Genomic DNA, 15,556 nt, shown 5'->3' on the forward strand with positions numbered 1-15,556 from the left:
GCATCACCGGCACACGTCGGCAGGCTCTATCCGCGCGCTTCTGCAACGCCGATCAGATCGAAAGCAGCACACCCACAATGAGACTCGCCAACCTCGACGGCCGGGCCACCATCGTCACCGACGACGGCGTCATCGACATCGCTCACGCCTCCGGCGGCGCGCTGCCCAGCGACCTCGACCACGCGATCGCGAACCTCGACCGGATCCGTGTGTGGTTCGACACCACACGTCCGAAAGCCGATGCGAGCCTGACTCGCGCCGATCTGCTCGCCCAACTCGAACGCCTCGGGCCACCGGTTGTCCGCCCATACCAGATCTTCGCCGTCGGACTGAACTACGCCGGACACAGCGCCGAGACCGGTCTGGCCGTGCCGACCCAACCGCTGGTGTTCACGAAGTTCACCTCCTCGATCACCGGTCCGGCCGACGACATCGCGCTGCCGACCGACACCTGTGACTGGGAAGTCGAACTCGTCGCGGTGATCGGCCGCGGTGGCCGCGACATCCCCGCCGTCTCCGCGCTCGATCACCTCGCCGGGCTCTGCGTGGGCCAGGACATCTCCGAACGGACCGCGCAGATGGCCGGCAGCCCACCGCAATTCAGCCTCGCCAAGAGTTACAGGGGATTCAGCCCCATCGGACCCTGGCTGACCACCATCGACGAGATTTCGGACCTCACCGACCTGGCCATCGAAACCGTGCTCGACACCGAGGTCGTGCAATCCGCGCGAACCAGCCAGATGATGTTCGACGTCGCATCGCTGGTCAGCTACCTGTCCTCAGTGTGTGAACTGCTGCCGGGCGATCTGATCTTCACCGGAACGCCCGAGGGCGTCGGCTACTCACGTAGCCCGGCCCGCTTCCTGACCCCGGGGACCACCATCCGCTCGGTTATCGAAGGGCTCGGCGAACTACGCAACACCTGCACGGCCGAGTAGGAGGCCACCATGTCCCTCGCGACCATCATCACCGCACTGCTGGTGCTCCTTTTCATCGTCACCGGTGCCAGCAAGGCCCTCGCGACCAGCCGATCACGCACCGACGCCGAACATTTCGCCATTCCGGTGCATCGATTCCGGCTGCTGGGTCTGTTCGAACTCGCCCTCGCCGCTGCTTTGGCGATCGGAGTGGTGGTGCCCCCGCTCAGCGCCGTTGCGGCCACGGCCGCCGCCACACTGATGGTTGCGGCGCTGATCTACCACCGCTTGGCCCACGACCAGGCCAGCGCGTATCTACCTGCTGTTGTCACCTTCGTCGCCAGTGTGGCGCTGGTGACGCTCATCGCGACGTCCTGACGATCGCCGCCCGATAGGAGAACCCTCATGTCACTGTTCACCCGCCGCGACAACACCGCGCGTCCGCGCCCGCCGCTGTTCAACGCGCTGGCCACCCTCGGAGGTTTCGGGCACAACGCCTTCGAGCGCTGGGCCGGAGTCGGTGTCTTCCTCGAACCCGAGCTCGGCCGCCGCGCCACCAACGTCCTATGGTCGTTGACGCCAGTACTGATGTGGCGCAAAGTCTTCCGCAATCGACCCGATGATGGGCCCGCGCTGGCATTCAACGCCGGGATCGCCGTGGCCTCGGTTCTGGTCCACTTCACCGACTGGCCGTGGTCGCTGCGGTACGGGTTCCTCCCCTGGCTGGACGAAGCCGAGGGCCTGCACCCCAACCAGCTACCCGCCTACAACATCGTCCTGTGGACGTGGTTCGCCGGCGGCCTGGGCAGCATCCTCGTCGAAACCCGCCGCGAGAACCTGAAGTTCGCGGCCGCCGGCCTAGCCGCGGGGCCACTGCTGCTGGCCTCGGCCCGCCACCACTTCACTTGGGCCCGCGAGCAAGCCCACACCGGAAATACGGCCTGGAGCTCGGCCTTCGTCGAGAAGGCCAGCTGACGCCGGCCCTGTCCACACCGCCTGCATCGACCGGACCCGTGATGCACAAATTGACCCGAACCCGACGCATCCCCGGCAGCATCACCACCCTGCTCTTCAGTCGGTTCGGCAGATCGCTGCAGGACCTTATCTCCGGCGGGCGCCTGGTCTTCCACTCCTTCGCCGCGCTGGCCGAATTCATCCGCGAGCTGATCATCGACGGCACCGAGTAGGGCTTGGCCCGCCGCACGGACCCACCGGCAACACCTCGTCACACCACCGGCGATTACCGCCGAACAGATCCACCAGGCCCGTGCCAGGCGGAGGAGACCGTCTCCTCGGTCCCGAAAACTGATCGGCGTATCGCGAGCGATGATCTACAACTACCTGCGCGGATTCAACAGCTACGACTCAGTGGCCGATTTGCCGCGTCATTCGCCGATAATCAGTTCCGAGATGCTGTTCCATCGGATTGCTTCTGCGCTTCGACCGACGTTGCCCGTGAAGCCGGTGTAGGGGCTTTCAGCAGTCTTTGGCACCGGCACGGGTTTGGGTGCGCCATGCTGGTGCGGTGGCCGATTCGCGGAGCAGACAATACGACTACAACGCGTTCATTTCCTACAGCCACGGCGAAGACCGGGTGGTTGCGACCGCGGTACAGCAGGGTCTGCACCGTTTGGCCCGGCGCTGGTACACATTACGTGCGTTGCGGGTATTCCGAGACGACACGAGTCTGCCCGCGAACGCAGACCTGTGGGCCACCCTCGAACTCGCGATCCGGAAGTCCGAGTTCTTCATTCTGCTGGCCTCCCCGCAGGCCGCCGCGTCCAAGGGGGTGCGGCGGGAGGTGGAGTTCTGGAAGCAGATCGGCACGCCGGAGAAATTCCTGATAGTCGTAGCCGCCGGTGAGATCCACTGGGACGAGCGGCTCGGCGACTTCGATCGATCGCGCACCACGGCGCTACCACCGCAGCTCGACGGATGGTTCCGCGGTGAGCCGCTGTGGGTCGACCTGCGCGACCTCGATTCCCGTCGGCTCACGTTGCGCAACAGTCCATTTCGGTCCGCGATAGGCAAACTGGCCGCACCCGTGCACGACAGGAGCCCGGACGACCTCGACAGTGCGGATCGCAGAGGGTTGAGGCTGCGCCGAGCGGCCCTCGTCATCGTCGTTTTTTCGACCGTGGCGACGGTAGTGGCTGTGGTCTTCGCGGGACAGCAGCTGCTGGAAGCCAGAAACCAGGGCGATATTGCGCTTTCGCGTCGGCTCGCGGCGGATGCCGCGGGGGTTCGACCGACGCAGCAGAACCTCGCCAGGCAGTTGAACATTCTGGCGTACCGGTACGCGCCGACCTCCCAAGCGTGGTCCGGACTGCTGGCCGCGGTCGCCACCCCACGGGAGACCTACCTCGGTTTCACCGATTCCGTGGCGGCGATCAATTCCGGCCGGATGCTGCTGGCTACCGCAGGCGAGTCACAAACCGTCACACTGTGGGATCTGACCGCTGCGGACAGGTCCAACGCGTTGAGCAGGCTGGCCCTTCGATTCACCTATTCGGTGACTTTCAGCCCGGACGGCCGGCTGCTGGCCACCGGCAGTCTCGACGGCACCGTTGGTCTGTGGGACATTACGAATCCGGCCGACCCAATTGCTGTCGCGCAGTTCGTCGGCCCGCCTGTCGTATCACTTCGATTCAGTCCAGACGGCCGCACATTGGCGGTCGGCGGGCAGATCCGGCGCGAGGGCTGGCGGGTTGACCTATGGTCGATCGCTGATCCCGCGCATCCGAGCCGGGCCGGCAGCATCACCGACGGTGTATCCGGTGTTCTGTCGATACCCTTCAGCCCGGATGGGCGCATGCTGGCCGTCGAAGCTCCCGACGGCGCGATCCGCCTGTGGAACGTGGCCGACCCCCTCTCCCCGGCGCCGGGCGCGGTTCTGTCAGGCCGTCCGGAAGGAGTGTGCGTCGCGGATTTCGGACCGGATGGACGGTCCCTGGTGGCTGGCGGTAACGACGGCCGGGTGGCGGTATGGAATTTCGCGGGTCCTGCCGCCCCTGCGATAGTGAAGAAGCACGAGAGTCCTGTATGCACTGCGGTCTTCAGTCGCGATGGTCACCACTTGGTCACCGCGAGCCGCGACAGCGCCAGATTGTGGAACACCGCGGACCTGGCGAGGATTCATATCGAGAAGGTTCTGGACGACGGCGTGAACATGGTGTCAGGGGCCGTTTTCACCGCCGACGGCCGCGATGTCGTGACCGCTTCCTTCGGCGGGCGGGTCCGTACCTGGCGTCTTTACGGCCCCGCGCTCACCGATCTGACGGACCAGGCCGCCGCGATCGCGGTGCGTCCGGACGGACGGCTGCTGGCATCCGGCAGCAGCCAAGAGGTGGTGCTCCGGGATCTCGTCGATGTCGACCGACCAGTGGTGACCGCCGTCCTGCCTGTTGCTACCGGCGTGGCACTGGCGTTCAGCCCTGATGGGCGCACGTTGGCCGTCGGCGGCTACGACACCTCCGTGTTCCTCTGGGATGTAGGCGATCCGGCTGCCCCGGTGCAAGTCGGGACCGTGAACATACGCAACAGTATGACCGGGCTCAGTGCAGCGCTGTCGTTCGACCCAACAGGTACCGAACTGGCGATTGGCGTACCCGACGGACTCGAGATCTTCGATGTCGGTGACAGAACCCATCCGGTGCCCTTGGGCACGCTCGACAGCGAGTTCCGAATAAGCCGGGTGGAGGCCGTCGAACGGGGTTTGATTCTCATCGCCGGTGGCGACGGCAGCATGTCGATCGTAGACGCCACCGACCCGCGAACTCCCCGGATCGTCGCCACGTACCCGGACAAGAAGAACCGGGTCTCCGCGACGACCCTCAGCCGCGACGGTCGTGTGCTTGTATTCGGCGACGAGGACGGCCGAATACGGGTATTCGATCTGACACATCCGGACAAGGCGCGGCTGACCGCATCCATCGGCAGCCCGTCAGGTCTCTCGACGTATGCCATTGGCCTGTCCTCGGACGCGACCGTGCTGGCAGTGGGCGACAATCGTTCGGTTCGACTGTTCGACCTGCGCGACCGCTCCGCACCGCAGGAACTGTTCGCCTGGTCCCTACCCGCCGAGCTGTCCGTCCACCTGCGCGCGCTTCGGTTCGACGAGCGCGGACGGGTGCACGCCCAATACGACGATCACCCACCTATATCGTGGGACACCACGCCAGACGAACTCATCCCCCGCATCTGCGCGCAGGTCAGCGGGCCGCTCTGGGAAGGCGACTGGGGACTCTACCTACACGGCCGTCCCTATCGGCCGCCCTGCTGAACACGCCCGAACACCGGGTGACCGAAAAACACCGAACCGCCGTTGTCGCGGAGCAGTTCCCATCGAATGCCGGACTGGCCGCCGCCTCGAACGGTGGCGCGACTCGATGCGTCATCCGTTCTCGGTCACGGTGGTGTCGGGGTGACGGCGGCTGGTGTCAGGCTTGACGAAATGTCCAGTAATTGCTGAGCGGTCGCGCCGGTTGTCCCCGTCGTGAGGCTCATCCTCACCGAGGGTGGTCTTCGGGTTCTCCGCTGCGGTCTCCTCGCTCACGTATTCGCCGGTATCGGCGGAGCGGTAGCTCTTCTCGGCCACGTGAACCTCCTTGATCGTGTTGTCTAAGCCGTTGTCGAGGCACTATGTCGTGTCCTTCACCGAATAGCACCACCGCGCCGCTGTAAACGGCCGGCCCCCTCGTCTCGGCACCCGGTAACCAAAGGCCTCCACACCAGAAACTCACTGCGACCAGCTGCGACTCACCAGCACACGCTAGACGTGCTGAGCCGAATACCGCAGACACGCATTGATTCTGAAGGTCATTGCTGCCAAACTTGCTGGAGGCGCCTCCGGTACACCTCGATCGGCGTGGTGGCATCGTGTACGCGGCCGGAGCCTGGTGATCGGACCGGCTCGCACGACGAGCGCAGTGGGCGGCCGCGCCCTCAAACCTATCTCGCCCGGTTCGTCCACCTCATCGCCAAAGGCCGCGATGCGTCCGCCAGGGCACTCGGTCGTCGCGTGCCCAAGCCTGCCGATGGACTCGGAGGACCGAATGCGGTTCATAGACCAGAACAAGCAGCATCGAGCTGGCCCTGTACTACGGGCTTTGGTGCTTGCCGATCGGCGCCCGCTGCGGGTAACCACCCCGACCACGAAACACCTGATCGGAGAGATGAGCCAGAACCTGACACAGAGCGGATTCCGAGGCTCGATGAGGATGCTCTTCCGGTGGAGACCATGCGGCCGTACTGGACCAGTGCAACCACCACGTGTAGTCGGCTGGTTTCCGCACACGACCATTCCGGCGGCTGAACGCCGGGCAGTTCTGGCCCCGCCGCTTATGTCAGAAAGCCCCATTGCGTAGAGCCAGCGCCATTAAGGCTGTCGGAGGGGAACGCTACCGTTGCCTGATACGCGCCTGCACCGAAACGGGCGATAAGACGAAGGAGGCATCATTGGACGAAAGGCTCTCCGCCACTGGGCAACAGGCGTCCGGCTTTCGGAGGCGTACGAGACCGTCGAACGAGCTTCCCGTGACCGTGGGCATTGATGCTGCACTCGTGCGCACCGACGACATCGCGATCGCGCTCAGCGGTGCACGCGCCTACACCCAGGGAATCGAATTGTTTTTCCGGTTGCACGTTCGCCAGCCCGGCTCTGGAACGAGAACACCTGCAGGATCGCCGATCCCACCAGGAACACCGGCACCGACACACCCGCCGCGGGCAGCGCGGCGAACAGGCCGCTCAGCCACCGCACGCGCGTGTAGGCGGAGATCAACGTGACCGCGAGCGCCAGCAGCACCGCCAGGACCAGCGCGCAGGCGGCGAGCAGCGCGGTCTGCGGCAGCACCGACACGATCAGCGGCCACACCTGCTCGCCGGTGCGGGTGGATGCCCCGAAGTCACCGCGGGCGGCCGCGAACAGCCGGTTCAGGTATTGGCCGAGCAGATCGTGGTCGAGTCCGTAGTACTCCCTCGCGTTCTGCTTGTCCTGCTCGGTGACGAGGTCACCCTGGGTGGGGTCGAACAACAGATCCACCGCGTCGTAAGGCAGCACGTAAAGCAGCACGAACGTCACGGTGTACGCGCCCCACACCACGAACACCGCTTGGCCGAGTTTGGCCAGCACATAGCGGAACATCGGTTACCTCGGCTCGATCCAGGTGTCGTAGAAGACGTTTCGCGACTGCGCCTCGTAGCCCACGTTGTGCACCTTCGGATTCGCCGCGGTGACCTGGGCCGGGTTGTACACCGGCACGGTGAGCACCTGGTCCTCCAACAGGAACCGTTGCGCCGCCTGGGCCGCGGCCGCCCGCCGCTGCGGGTCGATGGTCTTGCTGACCGCGCCGAGCGTGTCGATCGCCTGCTGGTAGACCGGATCGCCCTGGGCCAGCTTGGCCATGTTGCCGAACTGCGGCGAGTACACCTGTTCGAGCACCGCGACGTCCGCGCGGCTCTGGCTGGCCACCTGGATGTTCCAGCGCTGCGGCTGGGTGATGGCGGCCTGGTAGTCCGGGATCGGCAGCACGTTCAGCTTCAGGTCGACGCCGATCTTGCGCAGGTCCTGCTGGATCAGCTCGTAGGCAGGCTTGTTGTTCACCAGGTTGTTGATGCCGATCAGCGCCAGTTCCAGCCTGCGGCCGTCGCGGTCGACGCGGATGCCGTCGGCGCCCCTGCGCCAGCCCGCGTCCTCCAGGATCTGCTCGGCCCTGCGCTGGTCCTGCTTCAGTGTGCCGGAGAAGTCGACGTAGCCCGGCACCCGTTCGGACAGCACCGAACTGGACACCTTGTAGCTCGGAGTGAGCACGGTCTTGCTCAGCGCGTCGCGATTCCAGGCCAGCTTGACCGCTTCGCGCACCGCGCGGTCGTTGGTGGGGAACAGGTCGGTCTTGAAGTCGAAGGCGATGTCGCGACCGGGAATGAGCTGCGGCACGATCCGGTAGCCCTCGCGGGTCAGCGGCGCCTCGTCGGTGTTGTTCACATCCAGGATCGCGTCCACCCGGCCCGCTCGTAGCGCTCCGGTGCGCACACCGGCCTCCGGGATCACCGAAATCTCCACCGCGTCCAGATACGCCTCGCCGTTGTGTTTACGGCTGGCAGGCGCCCAGTTGTACCCGGAACGCTTCTTCAGCACCGTCTTCTGCTGGTAGACGTGCTCGGTGACGGTGAAAGGCCCGGTGGTGACCAGATTCTGCGGCAAGCTGCGCTGCTCTTTGGGCAGCTGCAGGGTGGTGTGCCCGAGGATGCCGGAGAAGTAGAGCGACAGCGCCTGCAGGAAGCCCGCATTCGGGCGGGTGAAGGCTACCTCGACGGTGCGCGGGTCGAGCACGCGGGTGCCGGAGTAGCCGACCCAGTACGCGGTCACCGGCACGATGCCGAGTTCCTTGTTGCCGAAACCGAGCAGGTCGAAGTTCTCCTTCACCGAATCCGCGGTGAATTTCGACCCGTCGCTGAAGGTGACGTCGTCGCGCAGATGGAAGGTGAATCGGGTGAGCTCGGGATCGATGTCCCATGAGGTGGCCAGCCACGGTTCGATGGCGCCGGTCTCGGGGTTCTGGTAGGTCAGCTTGTCGGTGATATTGCTGGTGATCAGCGATTCGGGGTAGGAACTGCCCGAATGCGGATCGAGGTTGGCCGGTGCGTCCAGCACCGCGAACCGCAATGTCCCGCCCGCGACCGGCGTGCCGCCGTCGCCGCCGCCCGCGACCCGGTTGGCCGGCGCCGCGCATCCGGCCAGCACCGCGGCGGTGATGGTGACGGCGATGAGCGCCGCCGCCCTCGAGAACCTGCGTGATGACATCTGACAAACTCCTGACGAGTGGCCGTCCCCTTGCGGCGAATGCCGTGGGTGGCGAAGTGGTGGCCGAGAACCCCGGGAACAAACCGTCCGGGGCGGCGCGCGAAGTGGTTTCGCGTCAGCGACAACAGTCGGCGAACGCCTGCCGCACCGCCGAGCGCGTGGACACCGCGAATCGCATGGTCACGCTCCTTCACCGCTCGACGGACAGCGGACCGCACCGGCGATCCACAGTGCAGTCTGCACAGCGCCGGTAGCCGGAACAACCAAGCTCGTCTTCGAGAATCGTTCAGTTTTCGTGAAACCAGGAATGCCCGGTCTCCGCACGGTGGAACGGGATCACCGTGTGGTCCAGCGCCCGGCCGGTTCCCCGCTCACACAGTCGCGCGAGCATCACACCCCGGACCGGCCCATGCCGGAGTGCATGCCGAGAATCTCGCGGAATCTATTGAATACGACGTCAACTTCAAGTAGCGTGCCGACCACTGACGGTGACCCGCGTCACATCAGGTTCGTTTCTCACCCTGGAGATAGATATGACTCCGAATTCGGATTCCGGCAGCCCGGACCAGAAGAAATTACGGCGCCTCATGGCCGCTGCCCTGGTGGGCAGTTCGATCGAATGGTACGACTTCTTTATCTACGGAACAGCCGCTGCCTTGGTATTCGGCAAGCTGTTCTTTCCCCATGCGTCGCCGCTGATGGGCACCTTGCTGTCCTTCAGCACCTTCTGGGCGGGCTTCATCGCACGGCCACTGGGCGGACTGATCTTCGGGCACATCGGCGACACCTTCGGCCGCAAGCCGGCACTGGTCTCGTGCCTGATCCTGGTCGCCGCATCCACCTGCACGATCGGCCTGCTGCCCACCTCCAAGACGATCGGCGTGGCCGCGCCGATTCTGCTGGTGGCATTGCGGTTCCTCCAGGGCATCGCCGTGGGAGGCCAGTGGGGCGGGGTCACTCTGCTGCTCACCGAAACCACCAAGCCGAACCGCAAGGGCCAAGCGGGCACCTTCGGCCAGATGGGCGTGCCCTTGGGACTGCTACTGGGCACCGGCGCGTTCCTTCTGGTCAGCGCATACGTCAAGGGTGCCGACTTTCTGAGCTGGGGTTGGCGTATCCCGTTCCTGGCCAGCGCCGCGCTGTTCCCGGTGGTGCTGTTCATCCAACTCCGCATCGAGGACTCCCCCGAGTTCCGCCGGCTGCAAACCAAAGCCGCCGTGGCCTCGACCGCGGTCGCGCAGGCCCCGATTCTCGAAGTACTGCGCACGCGCTCGAAGCGGGTTCTGCTCGGCGCCGGGCTGTTGTTCGGAACAAACGCCATCTTCTACATCAGCGTCGCCGGTGTGCTCGATTACGGTGTGCGCGAACTCGGCCTGGCCCGCAACAGCCTGCTGGCCGTCTCTCTGCTCTCCTCGGCCATCGGAGTGCCCATCATCTATCTCGCCGGCTCGCTGTCCGACCGTGTGGGTCGCCGCCCATTGATACTGATCGGGGCAGCGCTCATGGCGCTGTGGGCATTCCCCTTCTTCTGGCTGGTGGGTAGCGGCTCACTCACGGCGATCATGATCGCAACCACTGTCGGCAGCGGCATCGGCTCCGGGCTGGTGTACGGCCCGTTGGCGGCGTATCTCGCGGAACTGTTCGAGCCCCGAATCCGCTACTCCGGCATAACGCTGTCCTACCAGCTGGCCGCCATCCTGGTCAGTGGTGGCACGCCCTTCCTCATGACCGCGCTGCTGGCGGCAACCGGTTCGACAGCGTCGGTCTCCGCCTTCCTCATGGTCATGGCGCTGTGCACGCTCGGCTGCGCATGGGCACTGCCGGAAACCGTGTCGGCCGGTCAGCCCGCGACGGCCGGCGGGAACGCCTCCGTCTCCGTTCCGTCCTGATCAGCATCGTCTGATCAATCCGGTTAACTGCCAACAGGATTCACGTAAACGCCACCACTGGGCGTTGGCCTGCTGCAAAGTTGTAAACGCTCACGTACCCGACTTATACGCGAGCGTTTACAACTTCAGGTTCATGATTGGATCAAAGACCCCCATGAGGACGAGAACATCCGCCGCGGTGGCCGGCGCTGCTGCCATCACAGCCCTGGCCGTTGGAACCGCAGGCGGATTCCCCGGAACGGACCATGCCGACAGCGCGCCCGCTGGGGATACGCCGGTGGTGATCACGGTCGACACCACTGCGGACGAAACCGCGGCCGATCTCGGAAGCCGATTGTGCCGCACCGCTTCTGGTACCTGCACCCTGCGCGCCGCGGTGCAGGTGGCCAATGCCCGTCCGGGCAGCACGATCGTGGTGCCGGTCGGCCGCTATGTTTGGCGATACCGCCCGACCCGCAGAAAGTGCAGTGCCGCAACGCCGATCCGACCACGGGAGACCTGAACGTCACCGCGCCGACCGTGCGGAACTCCACCATCAGGGCGAATATCTCCGGTATCGCATCGGCCAACTGCGCGACGGCGTTCGCGCGGATTGTCTCCGAGGGTGGCGACACCAGCGACGACGCTTCCTGCGAGTTCACCGGGGCAGGCGACACAGTCGTGTCCTAGTCGGCAGGCGTAGCCAGCCCGAGTAATGCGCGGTGAATGTACATCACCGCGTCCTCGAGCGCGAGCAAATCCCCGCCGTCACGCAAGATCCGGCGCACGGCCTCGTTGGTCGCCTCGGTCACCGCCAGATATGCACGAGACCCGGCCACGGCGGTCTCCAAATAGAACGAGCCGGGCAAACGACGGTTCCCCACGCAACAGGGTGAGATACGCCCGGATCCCGCGCCGGAGGGCCTCGAGTGGCTCCACCGGTTCGGAGAGCACCTGCCTCATCACCTGCTCCAGATGATCGATCATCAGATCGCGACCCGTCTCCGCTGCGGCGAGAAAGCACGCCTCTTTGTCCGGGAAGTGCTGATAGAACGTCCAGCGCGAACCTTCGCCGCGGCAGCGATATCCGCGACCGTCGCAGTGAGATAGCCGCGATCCGCGACAACGACGGTCACACCGAACAACAGCCGCTGACGCTGCGACCCCGTCACCAGATCACGAGCGAGGCTGTGCGGCCCGTGCGGCAAGGTCGTCAGAGTCGGTTCCAGCAACTTTCTGCGTCGCACCCACATCTTCCATATCAGAGTGCGCGCACGGCTCGGCACAGACTTCACGAGCCGGGTGACGCAGGGACGACAGGCCTGTCCTGCCGACACCTGCGTCACACCCATCAAGGCGCGGGGAGACCTCGACGGCGTAAGCCGCCCAGCTCACCGACGGGCAACCGCTCCCCTGTCCGCCGGATCGTTCAGGCCTGGCAGCGACTTCCAGTCGATCGCCCGCTTCAGGATCTTTCCGGTGGCGCCCTTCGGCAACTGGTCCACGAACGCGAACAGGTGTGGAACCTTGTATGCCGACAGCTGCTCCTTGGCCCAACTCCGCAGTTCATCCGGTGTCGGCTCCGCTCCGGGCGCCAGGGCGATCACCGCGGCGACCTCCTCGCCGTAGTGCTCGTCGGGCACACCGATCACCGCCGCTTCGACGATATCGGGGTGCCCGTACAACACTTCCTCGACTTCACGGGGATAGACGTTGTAGCCGCCCCGGATGATCATGTCCTTGGCCCGGTCGATGATGTAGACATAGCCGTCGTCATCGACCTTGCCGAGATCCCCGGTGGCGAGCCAGCCGTCGCGCAGGTCGCATGCGGTGGCCTCCGGCCGGTTCCAGTATCCCCGCATGATCGTCGGACCGGACAGGTACAACTCGCCTACCTCACCGGGAGCGAGTACCGAGCCCGAGGCGTCCCGGACTTCGATTCGCATGCCGGGCAACGGAAGACCCACAGAACCCACCCTCGGGTCCTTCCCGACGGGGTTGAACGTCGCTATTCCCGACGATTCGGTAAGCCCATAGCCTTCCATGATCTCGCAGCCGAACCGGGCGCGAAAAGCTCGGATGACCTCCCCCGGGAGTGAGGCACCGCCCGACGAAGCCATCCGCAGACTCCCGAACTGCTCGGGCCCGAAGTCCCCTCCGGCGTGCAGCATCGCGTTCCACATCGTCGGGACACCCGACATCAGGGTGATCTCGTCCGCGCGCACCATCTCGAGCATGCGGCCGGGATCGAACCGCGACAGCAGCGACAGCGACGCACCCAGGTGCAGAGCGGTATTCATGACGACCGACTGTCCGAATACGTGGAACAGCGGCAGCGCGGTGCCCATCCGCTCCTCGCTCGTCACCCCGAGGTAGTCGATCAAGATCGTCGACGCGGCGTGCAGGTTGGCGATCGTGAGCTCTACGCCCTTCGGCTTGCCGGTGGTACCGGAGGTATACAGCAGAACCGCGACATCATCCGGGGCGAGATCAACGGGTTCGGACAGCGGCTCCGTCCGATCACGCTGTGCGCCCGGCTCGAGCACCCAGAGCGGGAGTCCGCGCTCCCGCGTGGCCGTCTCGGCCGATGTCGTCGCCTCGTGCCACGCGATCACCAGGCGTGCCGTGGAATCGTCGAGGACATAGCCGATTTCGGCTCCGGTCGCCATCGTGTTCATGGTGATGACGATGGCGCCGACGAGGTGCGCACCCAGGTAGGCAACAACGAATTCGGGGACGCTCGGGGCCACCAGCAGTACGCGGTCGCGACTGTCGATCCCGGCGGCACGCAGTGCACCGGCGAAGGCCGCCACCGAGTCCTTCAGCCGGCCATAGCTCCATTCCTCGCCCTGCGCCCTGATCGCGATCGCCTCGGGCCGATCGAGCGCGTTCTTCCACATCGGACCGGCGACGTTGACCATCCGATTCCTCCTTCTGGCCTAGCTGGTAATCCCCCTCGCACCGTAATTGAACTCGGCGTCAAGTTCAATAACTGTCAAAAGGGAAATCTGCGACAACCGCATCGGCAAGGAAACCGTGTGATGCGACCAGAACAGCCGCTAACGGTCTACCGAAGAGGCCTCGTCCGCACTCCAGCCGAGGTTCGGCAGCTTCGTGGCGGCGAAGTCTGTCATGAAAGCCCAGACCCTGCCCAGCCGGCGAAACCGGCTGGGCAGGGTTGGCGTCACTTCGCCGGGGCCGGGGCCGGCATCGGCTGGTTGATCGTCGTGAAGTACTGGACTGCCGCCATGATCGCGACCGGAGCGGTGACGAGAATCTGGCCTGCCAACGTCCCCAGCGCGCCGAGGGCCATGATTCCGCCCACACATCCGATGGCGGCTGCCGGAATGAAGCCTCCGAACAAGCCGATAATCGCCGCGGAAGCGACGGTCGCCCCGGCGATCCCGCCCAGCACGCAACCGACAGCCGCGCCGCCGATGCCGCCGACGGCGGTACCGATCGTCGCGCCCATGAGGATCGTGGAGGACAGTCGCGCCCAAGCGGCTTGTTCCCGGTCGTACTGGGTCTTCCAGGGAGCCTGGTCTTCGTAGGGCAGCGCCACCGGCTTGTAGGCGGCGTGCTCGAGGTCGAACTGCGGCGTCAAGGTAGCAGTGCGGTCGCGGATATCGGCGGCGATCGGGAAGACGAAATCATCGACCCGGAAAGACAATTCCGAACCCGCCACCACAGCACCGCCGGGGGCCTTGATCTTCAGCACCCCCTCTTCGACGGCAATCGCGCCGGCCGCGAGATCGATCACCGATGACCGCTCTCCGACCGATACCTTGTAACCGACCGCCGCGGTATCGGCCGGTGCCGCCGATACCGTTCCGGCGGTTATGCCGAGCGTCGAGACGAGCAGCGACGCTGCTGCAATCGTTTTCCTCATCTTTTTCCTTCTTCTTTGTGCCTCGAACCAGACGTTCGAGAGACTGCGAACACGCACGGGTGCGATTCGATTCGGTTCCGCCGACGAAACCGTCTCCGACCGCTCCCGCGCATCGCGCCCGACTCCATCCACATCAGATGGAATCGAGGAATTTCACCAGCGCCTCGTTGACTTCCGCTGGTCGCTCCTGCTGAATCCAATGGCCGGCGCCTGCGATCACAATGTTTTCGCGCAGATCCGCGAGGACCGATGTCATCGTTTCGGCCGGCATGAACATGCGAACCGCATCTTTGGAACCGGTCAGGAAAAGCGAGGGCTGCGTGATGACGTGACCGTCGAGCGGGGCCGTGAGCTCCCAATTCCGGTCCATGTTCCGGTAGTAGTTCAGTCCTCCGCTGAAGCCCGTGTGCTCGAACGCCTCAACGAATACCCGCAGCTCGTCCTCCGACAACCACGGGGGACGCGGTAGTTCTCCGCTCGGCCGCCGTGCCAGAGCCTGCGGCGAGGGAGTGTCGTTATTGAGGAGCGTCCATCGAACGTCCTGCGCGAGCATGGCATCCGCGACTCCCGGCTCCTGGAACCAGCACATGTAGAACGAATCTCCCAGCCGGGAACGCAGAATCCCCAGCGGTGGAACCGGCGCGCGCGGCGCCGGTGGAACGCTCAGTCCAGCCACCGCCCGCACCCGGCCGGGATAGGCCAGTGCCATCTGCCAGACCACGGCGGCACCCCAGTCGTGTCCGATGAACACGGCATCCTCCACGCCGAGGGCGTTCAACAGTCCCACCAGGTCGGCGCAGATCGTCAATACGTCGTAGTCCTCGATCTCGGACGGCCGCGAGCTACCTCCGTAGCCGCGCATATCCGGGGCGATCACGCGATACCCGGCCTCGGCGAGGGCGAAAACCTGATGACGCCACGAGAATGCGAGTTCGGGAAATCCGTGGCAGAGAACAACCACCGGTCCCTCGCCATGATCGACGACCCGCAGTTCGATCCCGTTCGTGGCGATCCGCCGAGATCCGAGCGCCTGCCACGCCGCAACATCGACCGTCATCCGCACCTCCTCCTGCTCGAG

The 15,556-nt window shown here is 65.2% G+C and carries 14 protein-coding genes; 7 read left to right on the forward strand and 7 right to left on the reverse strand.

Going from position 1 to position 15,556, the window contains the following annotated elements; all coding sequences use genetic code 11:
- Nucleotides 1–77: 77 nt before the first annotated feature.
- From ACIHAX_RS30215 to ACIHAX_RS30235, 5 genes are all read left to right on the forward strand, one after another.
- Nucleotides 78–938, forward strand: a complete 861-nt coding sequence (locus ACIHAX_RS30215) for a fumarylacetoacetate hydrolase family protein (protein ID WP_397280952.1) — start codon at nt 78–80, stop codon at nt 936–938.
- A gap of 9 nt (nt 939–947) precedes the next feature.
- A complete protein-coding gene (locus tag ACIHAX_RS30220) occupies nt 948–1,295 on the forward strand; it encodes a DoxX family protein (protein ID WP_397280954.1) in 348 nt (115 codons plus the stop codon).
- Nucleotides 1,296–1,322: 27 nt separating this feature from the next.
- The gene (locus ACIHAX_RS30225; RefSeq protein ID WP_397280956.1) at nt 1,323–1,892 is read left to right on the forward strand and encodes a hypothetical protein; all 570 of its coding nucleotides are present in this window, start codon (nt 1,323–1,325) and stop codon (nt 1,890–1,892) included.
- A gap of 50 nt (nt 1,893–1,942) precedes the next feature.
- Nucleotides 1,943–2,104, forward strand: coding sequence for a hypothetical protein (locus tag ACIHAX_RS30230; protein ID WP_364433872.1), 162 nt, complete (start codon nt 1,943–1,945; stop codon nt 2,102–2,104).
- Between the two features lie 338 nt (nt 2,105–2,442).
- Entirely contained in the window at nt 2,443–5,199 is a 2,757-nt protein-coding gene (locus ACIHAX_RS30235; RefSeq protein WP_397280958.1) for a TIR domain-containing protein, read from the forward strand.
- A gap of 111 nt (nt 5,200–5,310) precedes the next feature.
- Here ACIHAX_RS30235 and ACIHAX_RS30240 read toward each other — a convergent pair whose 3' ends face one another.
- The 3 genes from ACIHAX_RS30240 to ACIHAX_RS30250 all read right to left on the reverse strand — a co-directional run bounded on the left by ACIHAX_RS30240 (nt 5,311) and on the right by ACIHAX_RS30250 (nt 8,721).
- A complete protein-coding gene (locus ACIHAX_RS30240) occupies nt 5,311–5,514 on the reverse strand; it encodes a hypothetical protein (protein ID WP_039798023.1) in 204 nt (67 codons plus the stop codon).
- 993 nt (nt 5,515–6,507) lie between these two features.
- Entirely contained in the window at nt 6,508–7,062 is a 555-nt protein-coding gene (locus ACIHAX_RS30245; protein WP_397280960.1) for a hypothetical protein, read from the reverse strand.
- A 3-nt stretch (nt 7,063–7,065) separates the two neighbouring features.
- A complete protein-coding gene (locus ACIHAX_RS30250; protein WP_397280962.1) occupies nt 7,066–8,721 on the reverse strand; it encodes an ABC transporter substrate-binding protein in 1,656 nt (551 codons plus the stop codon).
- A gap of 533 nt (nt 8,722–9,254) precedes the next feature.
- Between ACIHAX_RS30250 and ACIHAX_RS30255 the strand changes: the two genes are divergently transcribed.
- Nucleotides 9,255–10,610, forward strand: a complete 1,356-nt coding sequence (locus ACIHAX_RS30255; RefSeq protein WP_355074381.1) for an MFS transporter — start codon at nt 9,255–9,257, stop codon at nt 10,608–10,610.
- Between the two features lie 178 nt (nt 10,611–10,788).
- Entirely contained in the window at nt 10,789–11,112 is a 324-nt protein-coding gene (locus ACIHAX_RS30260) for a CSLREA domain-containing protein (protein ID WP_397280965.1), read from the forward strand.
- Nucleotides 11,113–11,275: 163 nt separating this feature from the next.
- Here the strand turns inward: ACIHAX_RS30260 and ACIHAX_RS30265 are convergent, their stop codons facing one another.
- The 4 genes from ACIHAX_RS30265 to ACIHAX_RS30280 all read right to left on the reverse strand — a co-directional run bounded on the left by ACIHAX_RS30265 (nt 11,276) and on the right by ACIHAX_RS30280 (nt 15,535).
- Nucleotides 11,276–11,473 carry a hypothetical protein gene (locus ACIHAX_RS30265; RefSeq protein WP_364434009.1) on the reverse strand — a complete coding sequence of 66 codons (198 nt, stop codon included), beginning with the start codon at nt 11,471–11,473 and terminating at the stop codon, nt 11,276–11,278.
- A gap of 507 nt (nt 11,474–11,980) precedes the next feature.
- On the reverse strand, nt 11,981–13,510 hold the full coding sequence (locus ACIHAX_RS30270; RefSeq protein WP_397280967.1) for a long-chain fatty acid--CoA ligase: 1,530 nt from the start codon (nt 13,508–13,510) through the stop codon (nt 11,981–11,983).
- Between the two features lie 263 nt (nt 13,511–13,773).
- Nucleotides 13,774–14,478 (reverse strand): hypothetical protein, encoded by a 705-nt coding sequence (locus tag ACIHAX_RS30275; protein ID WP_397280968.1) that lies wholly within the window; start codon nt 14,476–14,478, stop codon nt 13,774–13,776.
- A gap of 133 nt (nt 14,479–14,611) precedes the next feature.
- Entirely contained in the window at nt 14,612–15,535 is a 924-nt protein-coding gene (locus ACIHAX_RS30280; protein WP_364433993.1) for an alpha/beta hydrolase, read from the reverse strand.
- Nucleotides 15,536–15,556 lie beyond the last annotated feature (21 nt).

Origin of the sequence: Nocardia sp. NPDC051929 (assembly GCF_044548645.1) — a bacterium.
GTDB classification, from domain to species: Bacteria; Actinomycetota; Actinomycetes; order Mycobacteriales; family Mycobacteriaceae; genus Nocardia; species Nocardia sichangensis.

Excerpts from the sequence above, each read along its gene's own strand:
- ACIHAX_RS30220 (WP_397280954.1), top strand. The coding sequence starts at position 948 with ATGTCCCTCGCGACCATCATCACCGCACTGCTGGTGCTCCTTTTCATC.
- ACIHAX_RS30270 (WP_397280967.1), bottom strand. The coding sequence starts at position 13,510 with ATGGTCAACGTCGCCGGTCCGATGTGGAAGAACGCGCTCGATCGGCCC.
- ACIHAX_RS30280 (WP_364433993.1), bottom strand. The coding sequence starts at position 15,535 with ATGACGGTCGATGTTGCGGCGTGGCAGGCGCTCGGATCTCGGCGGATC.
- ACIHAX_RS30275 (WP_397280968.1), bottom strand. The coding sequence starts at position 14,478 with ATGAGGAAAACGATTGCAGCAGCGTCGCTGCTCGTCTCGACGCTCGGC.
- ACIHAX_RS30250 (WP_397280962.1), bottom strand. The coding sequence starts at position 8,721 with ATGTCATCACGCAGGTTCTCGAGGGCGGCGGCGCTCATCGCCGTCACC.
- ACIHAX_RS30245 (WP_397280960.1), bottom strand. The coding sequence starts at position 7,062 with ATGTTCCGCTATGTGCTGGCCAAACTCGGCCAAGCGGTGTTCGTGGTG.
- ACIHAX_RS30215 (WP_397280952.1), top strand. The coding sequence starts at position 78 with ATGAGACTCGCCAACCTCGACGGCCGGGCCACCATCGTCACCGACGAC.
- ACIHAX_RS30225 (WP_397280956.1), top strand. The coding sequence starts at position 1,323 with ATGTCACTGTTCACCCGCCGCGACAACACCGCGCGTCCGCGCCCGCCG.
- ACIHAX_RS30255 (WP_355074381.1), top strand. The coding sequence starts at position 9,255 with ATGACTCCGAATTCGGATTCCGGCAGCCCGGACCAGAAGAAATTACGG.